This is a genomic window from Parazoarcus communis (assembly GCF_003111665.1).
Taxonomy (GTDB): Bacteria; Pseudomonadota; Gammaproteobacteria; order Burkholderiales; family Rhodocyclaceae; genus Parazoarcus; species Parazoarcus communis_B.
On record NZ_CP022188.1, the window covers coordinates 1,894,729 to 1,910,248 of the forward strand.

Annotated in this window: 19 protein-coding genes; 12 read left to right on the forward strand and 7 right to left on the reverse strand. The window is 64.6% G+C overall.

Going from position 1 to position 15,520, the window contains the following annotated elements:
• Positions 1-13 precede the first annotated feature (13 nt).
• The 9 genes from CEW87_RS08610 to CEW87_RS08650 all read left to right on the forward strand — a co-directional run bounded on the left by CEW87_RS08610 (position 14) and on the right by CEW87_RS08650 (position 6,214).
• A complete protein-coding gene (locus CEW87_RS08610) occupies positions 14-1,702 on the forward strand; it encodes an AMP-binding protein (protein WP_108972315.1) in 1,689 nt (562 codons plus the stop codon).
• Between the two features lie 36 nt (positions 1,703-1,738).
• Complete coding sequence (locus CEW87_RS08615) at positions 1,739-2,674, forward strand: hydroxymethylglutaryl-CoA lyase (protein ID WP_108972316.1); 936 nt, start codon at positions 1,739-1,741, stop codon at positions 2,672-2,674.
• 12 nt (positions 2,675-2,686) lie between these two features.
• Positions 2,687-2,893 (forward strand): DUF1289 domain-containing protein, encoded by a 207-nt coding sequence (locus CEW87_RS08620; RefSeq protein WP_108972317.1) that lies wholly within the window; start codon positions 2,687-2,689, stop codon positions 2,891-2,893.
• Positions 2,890-3,081: a DUF1289 domain-containing protein gene (locus CEW87_RS08625; RefSeq protein ID WP_108972318.1), complete on the forward strand. Its 192-nt coding sequence runs from the start codon at positions 2,890-2,892 to the stop codon at positions 3,079-3,081. Before CEW87_RS08620 ends, CEW87_RS08625 begins: the two co-directional genes overlap by 4 nt.
• Positions 3,078-3,998: an MBL fold metallo-hydrolase gene (locus tag CEW87_RS08630; RefSeq protein ID WP_108972319.1), complete on the forward strand. Its 921-nt coding sequence runs from the start codon at positions 3,078-3,080 to the stop codon at positions 3,996-3,998. The genes CEW87_RS08625 and CEW87_RS08630 overlap by 4 nt, the downstream gene beginning before the upstream one ends.
• Before the next feature lie 172 nt (positions 3,999-4,170).
• A complete protein-coding gene (gene rapZ, locus CEW87_RS08635) occupies positions 4,171-5,043 on the forward strand; it encodes an RNase adapter RapZ (protein WP_108972320.1) in 873 nt (290 codons plus the stop codon).
• A complete protein-coding gene (locus tag CEW87_RS08640; RefSeq protein WP_108977053.1) occupies positions 5,043-5,429 on the forward strand; it encodes a NusG domain II-containing protein in 387 nt (128 codons plus the stop codon). Before rapZ ends, CEW87_RS08640 begins: the two co-directional genes overlap by 1 nt.
• Positions 5,410-5,958, forward strand: a complete 549-nt coding sequence (locus CEW87_RS08645) for a Gx transporter family protein (protein ID WP_199917150.1) — start codon at positions 5,410-5,412, stop codon at positions 5,956-5,958. The genes CEW87_RS08640 and CEW87_RS08645 overlap by 20 nt, the downstream gene beginning before the upstream one ends.
• A gap of 52 nt (positions 5,959-6,010) precedes the next feature.
• A complete protein-coding gene (locus CEW87_RS08650; RefSeq protein WP_108972321.1) occupies positions 6,011-6,214 on the forward strand; it encodes a hypothetical protein in 204 nt (67 codons plus the stop codon).
• Here the strand turns inward: CEW87_RS08650 and CEW87_RS08655 are convergent.
• Positions 6,202-7,083 carry a dienelactone hydrolase family protein gene (locus tag CEW87_RS08655; RefSeq protein ID WP_108972322.1) on the reverse strand — a complete coding sequence of 294 codons (882 nt, stop codon included), beginning with the start codon at positions 7,081-7,083 and terminating at the stop codon, positions 6,202-6,204. The two genes, CEW87_RS08650 and CEW87_RS08655, sit on opposite strands and share 13 nt — an antisense overlap.
• 243 nt (positions 7,084-7,326) lie before the next feature.
• Here CEW87_RS08655 and CEW87_RS08660 point away from each other — a divergent pair, with 243 nt between their 5' ends.
• Positions 7,327-8,226 carry an LOG family protein gene (locus CEW87_RS08660; protein ID WP_108972323.1) on the forward strand — a complete coding sequence of 300 codons (900 nt, stop codon included), beginning with the start codon at positions 7,327-7,329 and terminating at the stop codon, positions 8,224-8,226.
• A gap of 52 nt (positions 8,227-8,278) precedes the next feature.
• Here the strand turns inward: CEW87_RS08660 and CEW87_RS08665 are convergent, their stop codons facing one another.
• Entirely contained in the window at positions 8,279-8,800 is a 522-nt protein-coding gene (locus tag CEW87_RS08665) for a GNAT family N-acetyltransferase (protein WP_108972324.1), read from the reverse strand.
• A 285-nt stretch (positions 8,801-9,085) separates the two neighbouring features.
• On the opposite strand from CEW87_RS08665, the gene CEW87_RS08670 reads away from it, so the two are divergent.
• A complete protein-coding gene (locus CEW87_RS08670; RefSeq protein WP_108977055.1) occupies positions 9,086-10,324 on the forward strand; it encodes an Eco57I restriction-modification methylase domain-containing protein in 1,239 nt (412 codons plus the stop codon).
• 179 nt (positions 10,325-10,503) lie between these two features.
• Positions 10,504-10,809, forward strand: a complete 306-nt coding sequence (locus CEW87_RS08675) for a hypothetical protein (protein ID WP_108972325.1) — start codon at positions 10,504-10,506, stop codon at positions 10,807-10,809.
• Here CEW87_RS08675 and CEW87_RS08680 read toward each other — a convergent pair whose 3' ends face one another.
• The 5 genes from CEW87_RS08680 to CEW87_RS08700 are packed head-to-tail and all read right to left on the reverse strand — an operon-like array spanning position 10,810 to position 15,497.
• Complete coding sequence (locus CEW87_RS08680) at positions 10,810-11,718, reverse strand: DMT family transporter (RefSeq protein ID WP_108972326.1); 909 nt, start codon at positions 11,716-11,718, stop codon at positions 10,810-10,812.
• Complete coding sequence (locus CEW87_RS08685; protein WP_108977057.1) at positions 11,715-12,431, reverse strand: ABC transporter ATP-binding protein; 717 nt, start codon at positions 12,429-12,431, stop codon at positions 11,715-11,717. Before CEW87_RS08685 ends, CEW87_RS08680 begins: the two co-directional genes overlap by 4 nt.
• Complete coding sequence (locus CEW87_RS08690; protein WP_108972327.1) at positions 12,431-13,255, reverse strand: ABC transporter ATP-binding protein; 825 nt, start codon at positions 13,253-13,255, stop codon at positions 12,431-12,433. The genes CEW87_RS08685 and CEW87_RS08690 overlap by 1 nt, the downstream gene beginning before the upstream one ends.
• Positions 13,252-14,583, reverse strand: coding sequence for a high-affinity branched-chain amino acid ABC transporter permease LivM (gene livM / locus CEW87_RS08695; RefSeq protein ID WP_108972328.1), 1,332 nt, complete (start codon positions 14,581-14,583; stop codon positions 13,252-13,254). The genes CEW87_RS08690 and livM overlap by 4 nt, the downstream gene beginning before the upstream one ends.
• Positions 14,583-15,497, reverse strand: a complete 915-nt coding sequence (locus CEW87_RS08700) for an ABC transporter permease subunit (RefSeq protein WP_108977059.1) — start codon at positions 15,495-15,497, stop codon at positions 14,583-14,585. The genes livM and CEW87_RS08700 overlap by 1 nt, the downstream gene beginning before the upstream one ends.
• Between the last annotated feature and the right edge of the window lie 23 nt (positions 15,498-15,520).

Here is a 15,520-nt window from a genome sequence, read left to right on the forward strand (position 1 = left end):
AGACAGTTCCGAAATGAGCAATGCCAGCTATGTACATGGAGCCTCGGAGAAGGCACTGATCGGCCAGACCATCGGTCGTTTTTTTGACGAGGCCTGCGCGCGTCACGCCGAGCGCGATGCGCTGGTGGTGTGCCACCAGGGCGTGCGGCTGAGCTATGCCGGACTGAAGCAGAAGGTGGATGCGCTGGCCTGCGGCCTGATGCGTCTGGGCTTGCAGCCGGGCGAGCGTATTGGCATCTGGTCGCAGAACAATCTCGAGTGGGCGCTGATCCAGTTTGCCAGCGCCAAGGCGGGACTGGTGCTGGTCAACATCAATCCGGCCTACAGGCTGTCGGAACTCGAGTACGCGCTCAACAAGGTCGACTGTCGGGCCCTGGTGGTGTCGCCGGCGTTCAAGAGCAGCAACTACCTGGGCATGCTGGCGGAGCTGGCGCCTGAGCTGGGACATTGCGAACCCGGCCTGCTGCGCAGCCATGTGCTGCCGACGCTCGAGTTCGTGATCCGCATGGGCGGCGAGCGCAGTCCGGGCATGCTCAATTTCGACGACCTGCTGAAGCCGCCGTCGCGCGAGGAGCTGACCGCGCTGGCCCTGCTGAGCGAGCAGCTGCAGTTCGACGATCCGATCAATATCCAGTTCACCTCGGGTACGACCGGTCACCCCAAGGGCGCGACGCTGTCGCACCACAACATCCTCAACAACGGCTATTTCGTGGGCGAGGCAATCGGGCTCGCCGCCGGCGACCGGCTGTGCATCCCGGTGCCGCTCTACCACTGCTTCGGCATGGTGATGGGCAACCTCGGCTGCCTCACGCATGGCGCAACGATGGTGTATCCGGCCGAGGCCTTCGAGCCGCTGGCCGTTCTCGAGGCCGTGTCGACCGAGCACTGCACCGGCCTGTACGGCGTGCCGACGATGTTCATCGCCATGCTCGACCACCCGCGCTTTGCCGAGTTCGACGTGTCGGCGCTGCGCACCGGCATCATGGCGGGCAGTCCGTGCCCGACCGAGGTCATGAAGCGCGTGGTCGACAAGATGAACATGCGTGAGGTCACCATCGCTTACGGCATGACCGAAACCTCGCCGGTGAGCTTTCAGAGCGGTACTGACGATCCGCTCGACCGCCGCGTCTCCACCGTGGGCCGTATCCAGCCGCATTGCGAGGTCAAGATCGTCGACAACGAAGGCCGTATCGTGCCGCGTGGTACGCCGGGTGAGCTGTGCACCCGGGGCTATTCGGTGATGCTCGGTTACTGGGGCGACGAGAAGAAGACGGCCGAGGCCATCGATGCTGCAGGCTGGATGCACACCGGCGACCTCGCCACCCTCGACGAAGAGGGCTATTGCAAGATTGTCGGCCGCATCAAGGACATGGTGATTCGTGGCGGCGAGAACATCTATCCGCGCGAGATCGAGGAGTTCCTCTACCGCCACCCCAAGGTGCTTGACGTGCAGGTGGTGGGCGTGCCGGACGAAAAGTACGGCGAGGAACTGTGTGCCTGGATCATCCTGCGTGAAGAGGGTTCGCTCAGCGAGGCCGATGTGCGCGCCTTCTGTCAGGGGCAGATTGCCCACTACAAGGTGCCGCGCTACATCCGTTTCGTCGACAGCTTCCCGATGACCGTGACCGGCAAGATCCAGAAGTTTCTGATCCGGCAGCAGATGAAAACCGAGCTTGGTCTGGAAGAGGCCCGCACGGCCTGAGTCACGCGCCACCGCCCACTCTACGGAGCAACATCAATGTCGATTTCCCTGCCGCAGCACGTCCGTATCGTTGAAGTCGGTCCGCGCGACGGATTGCAGAACGAGAAGCAGGTCGTGCCTGCCGATACCAAGCTCGAACTCATCCGCCGCCTCGCTGCGGCCGGACTGAAGGCCATCGAGACGACATCCTTCGTCTCCCCCAAGTGGGTACCGCAGATGGGCGACAACACCGAGGTGCTGACGCGGGTGCTGGCTGCGCCGGCGCCGGGCGTCGATTATCCGGTGCTGACGCCCAACCTGAAGGGCTTCGAGGCGGCGCTGGCTGCCGGGGCGAAGGAGGTGGCCGTGTTCGGCGCGGCGTCAGAGTCATTCAGCCAGAAGAACATCAATTGCTCGATTGCCGAATCGCTGGCGCGCTTCCGTCCGGTGACCGAGGCGGCGCAGGCTGCAGGCGTGAAGGTGCGCGGTTACGTGTCCTGCGTGGTCGGCTGCCCCTACGAAGGCGACATCGCACCGGAAAAGGTGGCCGAGGTCGCAGAGACCCTGATCGCCATGGGGTGTTATGAAGTCTCGCTCGGCGATACCATCGGCAGTGGCAATCCGGTCACGGTGCAGCGCATGCTCGACGCAGTGATGCGGCGGGTCCCGGTGACGCAGCTTGCAGGGCATTATCACGACACCTTCGGCATGGCCGTGGCCAACATCTTTGCCTCCCTGCAGATGGGGGTGGCAGTGTTCGACGCGTCGGTCGGTGGTCTGGGGGGATGTCCGTATGCGGCAGGCGCGTCGGGGAACGTTGCCACGGAAGACGTGGTCTGGTTGCTGAAGGGCATGGGGATCGATACCGGCATCGACTTTGATGCGCTGGTCGATACCGCTGCCTGGATCAGCGCCGAACTCGGACGTGCGCCAGCCTCGCGGGTCGCCCGCGCGGTGCTGGCGAAGCGTGCGCAGGCGGCACAGGCAAACTGAATCGGAACTTTCATGAGCGTTGCGTCACCCTGCATCAATATCTGCCACATGAGCCCGGACACCGGATGGTGCGAGGGCTGTCAGCGCAGCATCGACGAGATCACGCGTTGGAGCCGCGCAATGGATGCCGAGCGGCGCCAGATCCTGGTCGCCGTGGCTGACCGGCGGGAACTGCTCGGCCTCGCGCCCCTGGTGCAGTCCGAAGGAGCAGGGGCATGACGAACGATGACGAGTGCGTCGGCGTGTGCATGATCGATTACGATGAAGGCATCTGCATTGGCTGCGGGCGCACGGTCGATGAGATCAACGGTGTGCCCATCCCGCCCCCGCCGGCGGATCTGAAACCCGCCGAACCCGCGCCCCTGCCGGCCAATGTCGCCGCACAGGTGGGCGAGGGCAGCGATTGAGCGCAGCACTGCATTTTCCGGCCAGCCTGCAGGTTTTCGAGCGCGGCTGGCTGTCTGCCAACAACATCCTCCTTGCCGATGGCGACGAGGCGACGCTGATCGACTCGGGCTACTTCAGCCATGCGGGACAGACCGTCGAGCTCGTGCGCCAAGGGCTGGACGGGCGGAAACTGCGTCGTCTGATCAACACCCATTCGCACTCCGATCACATCGGTGGCAATGCCGCGGTACAGCGCAGCTTTGGCTGCTCGATCACGATTCCGGCGGGCATGGCCGATGCGGTTGCCAACTGGGACGAAGATGCGCTGCTGCTGCGCACGGCCGCACAGAAAGGCGAGCGTTTTGCCGCCACCGGGTTGCTGGAAGCTGGCGACCGCTTTGTCGCCGGCGAGCTCGAATGGCAGGCAATCGCCGTACCGGGTCACGACATGGATGCGCTCGCCTACTACAACGCCGAGCGCCGCATCCTGATTTCGGGGGATGCGCTGTGGCGCGACGGCTTCGGCATTCTGTTTGCCGAAGTGCTGGGAAGCGGTGACGGCCTCGGCGAAGCGCGGCGTACGCTGGAGTCCATTGGCCGCCTCGCCGTGGATGCGGTGATTCCCGGTCACGGCGCACCCTTTTCGGATTTCGACGAGGCGCTCGAGCGCGCTTTCGCTCGGCTGCGTGCGTTCGAGGACGATGGCGCGCGCATGGCGCGCAACGCGATCCGGGCCTGCGTGACCTTTGCCCTGCTTGATGCGCGGCGCATGTCCCTCGACGAGCTGCCGCAGTATCTTGCCGAAACCCCCCTGTACCGCGAGGCCAATGCGCGATTCCTCGGCCTCGGCGCGGACGCGCTTGCCGCCTGGCTGATCTCCGAGCTCGAGCGTGCCGGCGTGGCGCACCGCGAAGGGAAAGACCTGGTGGCCAGCTGAGACCACCCCCCGCCGCATTCTTGCGGCGGCTGCGCGCGGGCATACAATGTCGGCGCGCGCCCGCTCACGGATAGAAAACGTGGTCTTGCTGTCTCAATAATGGCCAGCCGGGCTTAAAGTTTTCGCAGCGAGCATCCGCTATAGTGATTCATCCTCAACTCAGATTCCTGTCATGCAGATTGTGCTGATCAGTGGCCTTTCAGGCTCGGGCAAGAGCATTGCGCTCAATGTGCTCGAAGACGCAGGCTATTTCGTCGTCGATAACCTTCCGGCAACGCTGTTGCCGCAGTTGGTGGCGACCCTGCGCGGCAGCGGCTACCAGCGCGTGGCGGTGGCGGTGGATGTGCGCTCGGGTGGCAGCATCGCAGCACTGCCGCAGCAGCTTCAGATGGTGCGTGGCATTGTGCGTGACGTGCGCTTCATCTTTCTGGAAGCGCGCGACGACACCCTGATCGCACGTTTTTCGGAAACGCGGCGTCGTCACCCCCTTGCCGAGGGCGGGGTATCGCTCGGCGAGGCCATCCACCAGGAGCGCGATGCGCTCGCCCAGATCGCGGAGCTGGGACACCGCATCGACACCAGCGACATGCACGCCAATACGCTGCGTACGTGGATCAAGGATTTCATCGACGTCGAAGCAGAATCGGGCATGACGCTGATGTTCCAGTCCTTCGGCTTCAAGTATGGAATCCCGATGGATGCCGATCTCGTGTTCGACGTGCGCTGCCTGCCCAACCCGCACTACGACCCGATGCTGAGGCCGCTCACCGGGCGCGACAAGCCGGTGATCGACTTCCTCGAAAAAGTCCCCGAGGTCGGGCGCATGGCTGAGGACATCCGGCGCTTTGTCGCCAACTGGCTGCCGAGCTACCTGCGTGACAACCGCAGCTATCTCACCGTCGCAGTCGGCTGTACCGGGGGACAGCATCGTTCGGTCTATATCGCCGAGTGGCTGGCACGGCGCTTCAAGGACAGTGCTCAGGTGCTGGTGCGGCATCGTTCCGCTGCGCGGCGCGATGCCGATCGCGCTGCAGCAGGCAAGTGATCCGCCTGGATGCAGACTGGCGTGCCCTGCTGCGGCCGGGAGACTGGCTGGTCGTATGCGCTGGGTTTGCACTGTGTGTGTACTCGGCGCTGGGCTTCTGGACCGGCGGCGCGCCTGACGGCATCATCGTCAGGGCGGCCGGCAAGGTGGTGGCCGAGGCCGACCTGTCGCGTGCGCGCAAGATCGAAGTCGCAGGGCCGCTCGGCACCACCTTGATCGAGATCGAGCCCGGGCGTGCGCGGGTCGCATCCGACCCCGGTCCGCGCCAGTACTGCGTGCGCCAGGGCTGGCTGAGCCGCGCCGGCGCAGTGGCCATCTGCGCCCCCAACCAGGTCAGCCTGACCCTCACCGGGCGCGGCAGCGACTATGACTCCCTCAACTATTGAACTCGTCCCCACGGTCAAGGATCGCCGCATCGCCCGCCATGCAGCGGCCGCGATCGTGCTTACCGTGGCGGAGGCGGTGATCCCGCTGCCTTTGCCCGGCGTGAAGCCGGGCCTGGCGAATATCGTCACGCTGGTCGTGCTGGCGCGCTGGGGCTGGCGTGAAGCCGTGTGGGTGGCGCTGCTGCGGGTGCTGGCCGGCAGCCTGCTGCTGGGGCAGTTTCTGGCGCCGGGCTTCTTTCTCAGCCTGTCGGGTGCGTTGGCCAGCCTGCTCGCGCTCGGCGTGGCGATGCATTTGCCGCGGCGCTGGTTCGGGCCGGTCAGTCACAGCATCCTGGCCGCCTTCGCCCATATCGGCGCACAGCTCGTGGTCGCCCGGATATGGCTGGTGCCGCACGACGGTGTGTTCTACCTGGTGCCAGTGTTCGCGGCTGCCGCGGTGATCTTCGGAACGGTCAACGGACTCGTGGCCGGGCGACTGCTGCAGGAACTCGACGCGGCAGATGCCGCTACGGAACGCGAGCCCGATTGAGTCGTCCAACCCGCATCCTGACTATGTTCCGAATGGGCGCGGGAGAGACGAGATGCACAAGGGATTCTGGCGCTGGTTGGCCGCATTGGTGGCAGTTGTCTGCGGCCTGGCGTTCGGTCTCTTTGCGGGTGTTGAACTGGTGCGCGCGGGGCAGAACACCCCGCAGGCCGCCAACGTTGTGCACCAGCGCCATGTACCCCCGCCTGCAATGCGCGGGTACATGGAGAACGCCGTCGACCGGCACTACATCATGTAGCGCTTGAACCAGTCCTGCATCCGCTTCCAGCCGTCTGCCGCCTCGGTCGGGCGATAGCTCGGGCGGTAGTCCGCATTGAATGCATGCGGAGCGTCGGGATAGACAACCAGCTCCCCCGCCTTGCCTGCCTTCTTCAGCGCGTCGCGCATCGCGTCGACATCGGCCACGGGGATGCCCTGGTCCTTGCCGCCGTACAGGCCCAGCACCGGTGCGTGCAGGCTGCCGGCAATGTCGATCGGATGCTTGGGCATGAGATCGGAGGGCGCGCCGTCGATGCGTCCGTACCAGGCCACGGCTGCGCGCAGTTTCGGGTTGTGCGCGGCGTACAGCCAGGTGATGCGGCCACCCCAGCAGAATCCGGTGATCGCCAGACGTGCAGCGTCGCCACCGTGATCGGGCGCCCAGGCTGCGCAGGCGTCGAGATCGCTCATGACTTGTGCGTCGGGGACCTTGGAAACGATGCCTTCGAGGATGGCGCCGACGTTGTCCAGCTTGGTGGGGTCGCCCTGGCGGAAATACAGTTCGGGTGCGATGGCGAGGTAGCCCAGCTTGGCGAGGCGCCGGCAGACGTCGCGGATGTGTTCATGCACACCGAAAATTTCCTGCACCACCAGCACCGTCGGCAGATTCTTTCCGCCTGCCGGTCGTGCAAAATACAGCGGGAGTTCGCCCGAGGCCGTGTTGACCGTCGCATTGCCGGTATCCAGCCCTGCGCTATCGGTGTTGATCACGGTGCTGGCCTGAACCGGCTGTACCGCGAGCGCAAAGCCCGCAGCAGTCAGCGTGGTGATGAAGGCCCGGCGATCGAGCTGTGCCGAAGGCAGCAGGCTGTCGAACTCGGCGGTCTTGGCATTCGTGTCTCGGGGCATGCGCATCTCCTGTTGAATTTGGGGCAGCGTGGTAACTGAAAGACGGCTGAATCATGGACGGCGATTTAGTGGATCGGTCGCCAACAAAAGAGTTCCCGCTTGTCTCTGTCATTGAACATTAACCGGATTTGCCCGCGCGGGAGCAGTTTCCTGCAGGGGCAGCGCAAAACGAATCTGCTTGCAATTGGAAATGTTGCAGTGCAACAATAACCGCGCGAGATCCTCGTGCATCGGAGAATCATCATGGACAAGAAGAATCCCCTGAAGGCGCGCAATTTCCCCTCGGCTCAGGACGAGGCGGCCACCGTGCGCCTGCCATCCCGTTATGCAGGACCTGGCAGTTCCTATGGAATGGCCTACGCGGACACCGAGTTCCTGCTGCGCGAAGAATTGCGCCCGGTGCGCATGCAGCTTGAACTGATGAAGCCCGAACTGATCCAGCAGGATCAGGGCGTGGAGTCCACCATCGTCATCTTCGGCAGCGCACGTTTCAAGGCGCGTGAAGAGGCCGAGGCCATGCTGGCGTCCGCGCAGGATGCCGGTCACCCCGATGCGATCCGCCACGCCGAACGCATGGTGGCCAACGTGCGCTACTACGAGGAGGCGCGCCGCTTTGCCGAACTCGTCACCCGTGACGCAGATGCGCTGGGCGAACCGGTGATCATCACCACCGGCGGCGGCCCCGGCATCATGGAGGCGGGCAACCGCGGCGCGTTCGATGCAGGCGGCCGCAGCATGGGCATGAGCATCCACCTGCCGTTCGAGGAAGATCCCAACCCCTACATCACGCCCGAGCTGTGCTTCCAGTTCCACTACTTCGCCATTCGCAAGATGCACTTCCTGATGCGGGCGGTGGCGCTGGTCAGTTTTCCGGGCGGTTTTGGCACCATGGACGAATTGTTCGAGGTGCTGACGCTGGCGCAGACGCGCAAGATCCGCCGCCGCCCGATCGTGCTGTTCGGCCGTGCGTTCTGGGATCGCGTGGTCAATTTCGAGGCCTTGGCGGACGAGGGCGTGATCAGCCACGCCGACCTCGGTCTGATCCACTACGCGGAAACGGCCGAAGAAGCCTGGGACATCATCAAGCGCACCTACCGGGATGATGATCCGGAGCTGACCGCCAGGCAGAACCGCGCAGCCTGAAAAAACGATGTGGATGTGTGCTTCAGGTGGCCGGTGTCGGTGCCTGAAGCACTCAGCCGTCTACGGGGGCCTCAGGCGTATCGAGCGTGAGCTGGTAGAAGGCAAGATCGAGCCAGCGCCCGAACTTGAAGCCGGCCTGCGGCAGGGTGCCGGCGTGGACGAATCCGAGCCCGGTGTGAAGGGCGATGCTCGCGGCGTTGCCGGCATCGATGGCGCCGACCAGCAGGTGGCGCTGCTGCTGGCGCGCGCGTTCAATCAGCGCCTGCAGCAGCGTCCGGCCAACACCGCGACCGCGATGATCGGCGTGTACATAGACCGAATGCTCAACCGAGTACTTGAACGCCGGATAGGCGCGAAAGCTGCCATAGCTGGCAAAGCCTGCGAGCCGGCCGTCGTCGTCTTCCAGCCCGATCACCGGAAAGCCGCCCTGGTGCTTGCCAGCAAACCACGCTTCCATGCTCTGCGGCGGACGCGGCGTGTACTCGTACAGTGCGGTCGAATGCAGGATCGCATCATTGAGCAGATCGAGGATGGCGCCGGCGTGGCGTTCGGGGCTGCAGTCGACAAGTTGCATGGTCTGTTCGGTGTGAGCGTTGGGGGCCTTCGAGGTGGCGAGACTTTAACCGACGCCCCGGCTCGATGCACCTTTCATGCGCCCGACGCGTGCTTGCTGCCGAGGCTTGTGGCGGTGGCGGCGACGCTGGGCAGGCGCGGGCGAACACAGGGTTTGCATGTGCCGGCGGCCGGGGTTATCGTCGCATCCCTTCTGCGTTTCGACTGCTTCGATGATGAGTGTCCTTCACCGTTCCGCCCGGCCGGGCTGCAAGCGCCCCGTGTCGCCATTACGGCGGGACTGCGCATGAGCGCCCAACTCGGACTCGGTCTGCGCGATGTGGCCGCGATGGGGCAGATCTTTACCCCGCAGCCGGTGGTGCAGGCCATGCTGGCGCTCAGGCGCAACAGTGGCAGAGTACTCGAGCCCTCCTGCGGTGACGGTGCATTTCTGCAGCACCTGCCCGGGGCCGTCGGCATCGAGTTCGACGCCGACTATTGCCCCGCGGGCGCGCTCAATATCGACTTCTTCGCCTATCCGGACAGCGAGCAGTTCGACACCATCATCGGCAACCCGCCCTACGTGCGCTTCCAGGATGTGCCCGAAGCCACGCGCAAGCGCCTGACTGCGACCCGCCCGGACGCGCGCTTCGACGGGCGCTCCAATCTCTATCTGTTCTTCATCGAAAAGTGTGTGCGCCATCTGGGGCCCGGTGGCGAGCTGATCTTCATTACGCCGCGCGACTTCCTCAAGGCGACGTCCGCGGTGCATCTGAACCGCCTGCTGTTCGAAACCGGCTCGATTACCGACGCCATCGAACTCGGTGATGCGCGGGTGTTCGACGATGCGGTGCCCAACTGCCTGATCTGGCGCTTCGAGAAGGGCTGTTGCGAACGCAGCATGCGCTACCTTGAGCTCGGCACGGGCGATGACATCGGTTCGGCCTTGCGCGCACCGGCGTGGGAAACCCGGCATTTCGTCGAGGCGGGCGGGCACCTGATGTTCGCGCGCGGGGACTATCCGCTGCGTCTGGCCGATGTGGCTTTCGTCAAGGTCGGGGCGGTGTCGGGCGCCGACGAACTGTTTGCCGATGCACAGCATGGCAGCCGCGACTTCGTCTGTTCATCCACCGTCAGTACCGGCGAGACCCGGCGCATGATCTGGAGCGAGCCCGGCGAGCCGCCACCGCCGGTGCTCGATGCTCACAAGACGCGCCTGCTGCAGCGCAAGGTGGCACGTTTCGATGAGTCCAACTGGTGGATGTGGGGCCGCCTGCACTACCGCAGCACGCTTCCGCGCGTGTATGTGAACGGACGCACCCGGGTGGCGAATCCCTTCTTCCTTCATCCGTGCAAGGATTACGACGGCGCGGTGCTGGCGATCTTTCCGCGCCGGGCCGATGCAGACCTCGAGGCCTTCCGCGATGCACTGAACGCGGTGGAGTGGGCCGATCTCGGCTTTGTCTGCGATGGTCGCTTCCTGTTCACCCAGCGCAGCCTCGAGCATGCGCCTCTGCCGGCGAGCTTCTCCACTTTCCTGCCCTGAGCGTCCGTGCCCCGACGGCGTCTTTATAGGTATTCGATCTAAGGATATCGATCGGACTGCGGGTGCTGGTTCTAAGCTCTGCGTTACGCTTCGTCCTACATTGTGACTGAACGCAGATGGCCTCGCGCAGATGCGTCGGGGCCACCGCAACAGCGGCAAGACGGACAAGGAGTGTCGGGATGGTGGAAGTGACGGGTGTTGTCGTTCTCGTGGTTGCAGGCCTTGCAGCGTCGTATTTTCGCGGCATGCGCAAGAAGGTCGACGGTCTCGCCCTTGCCGAAGCCGAGCCTGCCCGTGTCGCACGCCTCTACCTCCGGCGTGTGTCCGACGCGAACGCCTTCTGGCTGCACATGCAGACCACGGACGGGCGCAAGTACTGCATCGCCGCCCCCTGGGAGCTGGAGGACACGCTCGCCCGCCTCGAGCGTGTCGGTCTCCGTCTGTCGCAGGAAGAAGTGAGCTACCTCAACCAGTCCTTCGCCTGATCAGCGCTGCTCGCCCCGCGCCGCGAGGTAGATTCCAAGCAGCAGCAGGCTGAAGCCGACGAACTGCAGCGGTGCAAAGCCTTCGCCGAAAACGATGAAGGCGAGAATTGCGCTTCCCACCGGCTCGCCCAGCGTCACCACGGCGATGAAGGTTGCCGACACGTAACGCAGCGACCAGTTGTAGGACGTGTGCCCCAGCAACTGAGGGCCGAGCGCCATGCCCAGCAGCACCAGCCAGGCCATGTTCGAGTGCGCAAACAGGCTGACGCCCCCGACGCTGCTGGCAGCAAACAGAAACAGCCCCGCCGCCCCGTAAGCAAGCCAGATGTAGGCCGACAGGCCGAGCCCCGCACGCAGCCTGCGCCCGATCAGCAGATAGGCGGAAAAGCACCAGCTGCCGGCCAGCGCCAGCATGTTGCCCAGCATCGGGTCGCTGCCCACGCCAGCGGTCTGGCTGTCACTCCAGAAAATGAACAGGCTGCCCGCTAGCGACAACGCAATGCCGCCGACCATCATCAGGCCCGGCCGCTCGCGAAACAGCACGAAGGAGGCGATGCCGATCCACAGCGGGTTGGTCGTCACCAGCGCCGTGCTCGAGGCTACCGAGGTGTACTCCAGCGAGCTGATCCAGGTGGCGAAGTGCAGTGCCAGAAAGAAGCCGGCGGCAAGGGCCATCAGCATCTGGCGCCCGCTCAGTCGCGCCAGGTCGCGGCGCGACTGAATCAGCGCGATCGGGGTCACGATGATGGCCGCCAGACCCAGGCGCCAGGTGGCAACAGCCAGCGAGCTTACGCCCTCGGCCTGCGCCAGGCGCGCCAACACCGCACCGAAGGAAATTGCCGTCAGGCCGATACCGAGTACCACGAAGGGCAGCCACCGTGCGGGCGCTGCCGTATTGCCGTCGCTCAAGCGTGACCTCCGCCTTCGAGATAGGCCGCACGCACTTCCGGGCTGGCGAGAAGCTCGGCCCCGGTGCCGGACAGCGTGATCTCGCCATGCTGCAGCACATAGGCGCGATGCGCGACTTTCAGCGCCTGGTTGGCGTTCTGTTCCACCAGCAGGATGGTCATGCCGTGATCCTGGTTGAGTTCGCGCACGATCTGGAAGATGCGGCGAATGTAGATCGGCGCGAGGCCGAGTGAGGGTTCGTCGAGCAGCAGCAGCTTGGGGCGGCTCATCAGCGCGCGGCCGATGGCGAGCATCTGCTGCTCACCGCCCGACAGTGTACCTGCACGCTGCGACAGACGCTCCTGGAGGATGGGGAACATCGAGTACACGCGGGCGATGTCGGCCTCGTAGTTGGCCGGGTCGGCCTGCGCGGCGCCAATCTGCAGGTTCTCCAGCACCGTCATGCGCGGAAAGATGCGCCGGCCCTCCGGCACCAGCGCAATCCCGCGGCGGGCGATGTCGTGCGTGCTCAGGTGAGTGATGTCCTCGCCGTCGAACACGATGCGTCCGGCCGAGGCCTGGGGGCGACCGAACAGACTCATCATCAGCGTCGATTTGCCGGCACCGTTGGCGCCGATCAGGGTGACGATCTCGCCTACCTGAACTTCCACATCGATGCCGTGCAGGGCGTGAATGTGGCCGTAGTGGGCGTGAACCCCTTCCATTGTCAGCATCATGCTGCGATCCCTCCGGACGCTTCGTCCTCGTCGTCTTCGCCAAGGTAGGCCTTGATCACATGCGGGTCGTTCTGCACCTTTTCGGGTGAACCCTCGGCGATCTTGCGGCCATAGTTGATCACGCAGATATGGTCGGAAACGTTCATGACCACGCTCATGTCGTGTTCGATCAGCAGGATCGCAATCCGCAGTTCGCCGCTCAGGTAGAGCAGCAACTCGTTGAGCTCGGCCGATTCGCGCGGGTTGAGGCCGGCTGCGGGTTCGTCCAGGCACAGCAGCACGGGGTTGACGCACAGCGCACGCGCAATCTCGATCCGGCGCTGGATGCCGTAGGGCAGGTCGCCGGCCGCGTGGTCGGCGAATTGTTCGAGATTGAGCCGATGCAGCCAGGTTCCGGCGCGCGCCATCGCTTCGCCTTCGGCCTTGCGATAGCCGGGCAGGGCGAAGATGCCCGCGATCGAAAACTTCGATGCGCGCTGCAGCACGTTGTGCTGCGCCACGATCAGGTTTTCCAGCACCGTCATCTTCGGGAACAGTCGAATGTTCTGGAAGGTGCGTACTACCTGGGCGTCACGCGCCACGCGGTGACTGGGCAGAGACTCCAGGCGGATCTCGCCACGGTCCGGATGGTTCAGGCGCAGGGTGCCGGTGGTCGGTTTGTAGAAGCCGGTCAGGCAGTTGAACAGGGTTGTCTTGCCGGCGCCGTTGGGGCCGATGATGCCGGTGATCTTGCTCGCAGGCACTTCCAGCGACAGCTGGTCGATTGCGGTCAGGCCGCCGAAGCGCATCGTCAGTTCGCGCACTGATAGCAGCGTGCTCATTGTGCGGTCTCCTTTACAGCGTCTTTGCTGGCTGCGCTGCCGGTGGACAGGCGCAGCGTCGGTTCGCGGTGCGACAGCAGCCCGCTCGGTTTCCACACCATGATCAGCACCATCGCGGCACCGAACAGTAGCATCCGGTACTCGGAGAAGTTGCGACCGAACTCGGGGATGAGCACCAGCAGGGTGGCGGCCAGCACCACGCCCATCTGCGAGCCCATGCCGCCGAGCACGACGATGGCCAGAATGATGGCCGACTCGGTGAAGGTGAAACTCTCCGGCGAGATGAAGCCTTGGCGCGCGGCGAAGAACATCCCGGCAAAACCACCCAGCATGGCGCCGATGGCAAAGGCCGACAGCTTGATGTTGGTGGTGTTCATGCCCATGGCCTGGCACGCGATCTCGTCTTCGCGCAGCGCTTCCCAGGCGCGGCCGATCGGCAGCTTGCGCAGGCGCGACACGAAGGCGTGGGTGAGCAGGGCCAGCACCAGGATCAGGTAGTACAGAAAGATCAGGCGGTGCATCGGCGAGTACTCGATGCCGAAAAAGCTGGCAAAGGTCTGTTCGCCCTCGGCCGGGCTGCGGGTGAAATCGAGGCCGAACAGGCTGGGGCGTGGAATCGAGCTGATGCCGTTGGGGCCGTTGGAAAACTCGGTCCAGTTCACCAGGATGATGCGGATGATCTCGCCGAAACCCAGGGTGACGATGGCCAGGTAGTCGCCGCGCAGGCGCAGGATCGGGTAGCCGAGCAGGATGCCAAAGGTGGCCGCGAGGCCGCCCGACACCGGCAGTGCTTCCCAGAAACCCCAGCCGTACTGGGTGGACAGCAGCGCATACGAATAGGCGCCGACGGCGTAGAAGGCGACATAGCCGAGGTCGAGCAGGCCGGCAAGCCCGACCACGACGTTCAGGCCCCAGCCCAGCATCACGTAGATCAGCACCGTGGTGGCGGTGTCGACCACGTAGCGGTTGTCCGAATACATGATCGGCAGGGCTATTGAGGCCCCGAGGGCGATCCAGCCGAGGATATTGACGACCTTCACCGGGCTGATACCCGCGGACTTGCCCGAAGTTGCGCGTTGGCGCTCGAGCTTGCGTGCGCCCATGGTGTCGATCATCCAGCGCAGGCCCAGGCGACCGGCAAAGGCGACGACGACGAAGATGGCCAGGGTGCCGAAGCGGGTACTCACCTCAAGCGCACCGCCGCCATCCACTGTGGTCAGGCCGATGAGCGGGATGCCCAGGATGAGGGCAACGAAGGCCACCCAGCCGGCGTCGCGAAAACGCTCGGCGGCGGTGATCTGATGACGGGCGAAGACGACTGTACTCATCACACCTTCTCCACTTCAGGCCGGCCGAGCAGGCCGGATGGGCGCAGCATCAGCACCAGACAGAGGATGGCGAAAGTTGCCACGTCCTTGTACTCGGCCCACAGATATGCCGACCAGAAGGATTCGATGAGACCGATCAGCAAGCCGCCGAGCATCGCCCCCGGCAGCGAGCCGATGCCGCCGAGCACCGCTGCGGTGAAAGCCTTGATGCCTGCCAGAAACCCGATGTAGAAGTCGATCACGCCGTAATACACCGTCACCATCACCCCGGCCACGGCTGCCAGCGAGGCGCCGAGCATGAAGGTGAAGGAGATGGTGCGATCGACGTTGATGCCGAGCAGCGAGGCCATGGTGCGGTCCTGTTCGCACGAGCGTTGCTGGCGGCCGAAGGGTGTCTGGGTGATGAGCCAGGTGAAGGCGACCATCATCACCACCGTCACCGCGATGATCATGAGCTGGCTCCAGCCGATCTGCACGGTGAAGTCGGGGGTGGACCAGACCTCGAAGCCGCCTTCGATGACCGGGGGGATCGGCTTGACGCGCGCGCCCTGAGTCAGCTGCACGGTGTTCTGCAGGAAAATCGACATGCCAATGGCCGAGATCAGCGGGGCCAGCCGGGTCGAGCCGCGCAGCGGGCGATAGGCGATGCGCTCCACCGCCCAGCCGTAGGCCGAGGTGAAGAAGATCGACACGATGAGGACGAAGGTCAGCGCGAGCGGAATCGAGGTGACGTCGGCTGCTGCGAGCAGCGTGAACGCGGTGACGGCGATGAAGGCGCTGACCATGAAAATGTCGCCGTGGGCGAAATTGATCATGCCGATGATGCCGTACACCATCGTGTAGCCGATCGCGATCAGCCCGTACATCGAGCCGAGCGTGAGGCCGTTGATAAGTTGTTGCAGTGCGTAGGCCACGGTATCTCCGGGAGTGTCGTTGC

Coding starts and splice junctions, on each gene's coding strand:
- CEW87_RS08610 (WP_108972315.1), top strand. CDS start 14: ATGAGCAATGCCAGCTATGTACATGGAGCCTCGGAGAAGGCACTGATC.
- CEW87_RS08615 (WP_108972316.1), top strand. CDS start 1,739: ATGTCGATTTCCCTGCCGCAGCACGTCCGTATCGTTGAAGTCGGTCCG.
- CEW87_RS08620 (WP_108972317.1), top strand. CDS start 2,687: ATGAGCGTTGCGTCACCCTGCATCAATATCTGCCACATGAGCCCGGAC.
- CEW87_RS08625 (WP_108972318.1), top strand. CDS start 2,890: ATGACGAACGATGACGAGTGCGTCGGCGTGTGCATGATCGATTACGAT.
- rapZ (WP_108972320.1), top strand. CDS start 4,171: ATGCAGATTGTGCTGATCAGTGGCCTTTCAGGCTCGGGCAAGAGCATT.
- CEW87_RS08645 (WP_199917150.1), top strand. CDS start 5,410: ATGACTCCCTCAACTATTGAACTCGTCCCCACGGTCAAGGATCGCCGC.
- CEW87_RS08650 (WP_108972321.1), top strand. CDS start 6,011: ATGCACAAGGGATTCTGGCGCTGGTTGGCCGCATTGGTGGCAGTTGTC.
- CEW87_RS08655 (WP_108972322.1), bottom strand. CDS start 7,083: ATGCCCCGAGACACGAATGCCAAGACCGCCGAGTTCGACAGCCTGCTG.
- CEW87_RS08660 (WP_108972323.1), top strand. CDS start 7,327: ATGGACAAGAAGAATCCCCTGAAGGCGCGCAATTTCCCCTCGGCTCAG.
- CEW87_RS08665 (WP_108972324.1), bottom strand. CDS start 8,800: ATGCAACTTGTCGACTGCAGCCCCGAACGCCACGCCGGCGCCATCCTC.
- CEW87_RS08670 (WP_108977055.1), top strand. CDS start 9,086: ATGAGCGCCCAACTCGGACTCGGTCTGCGCGATGTGGCCGCGATGGGG.
- CEW87_RS08675 (WP_108972325.1), top strand. CDS start 10,504: ATGGTGGAAGTGACGGGTGTTGTCGTTCTCGTGGTTGCAGGCCTTGCA.
- CEW87_RS08685 (WP_108977057.1), bottom strand. CDS start 12,431: ATGCTGACAATGGAAGGGGTTCACGCCCACTACGGCCACATTCACGCC.
- CEW87_RS08690 (WP_108972327.1), bottom strand. CDS start 13,255: ATGAGCACGCTGCTATCAGTGCGCGAACTGACGATGCGCTTCGGCGGC.
- livM (WP_108972328.1), bottom strand. CDS start 14,583: ATGAGTACAGTCGTCTTCGCCCGTCATCAGATCACCGCCGCCGAGCGT.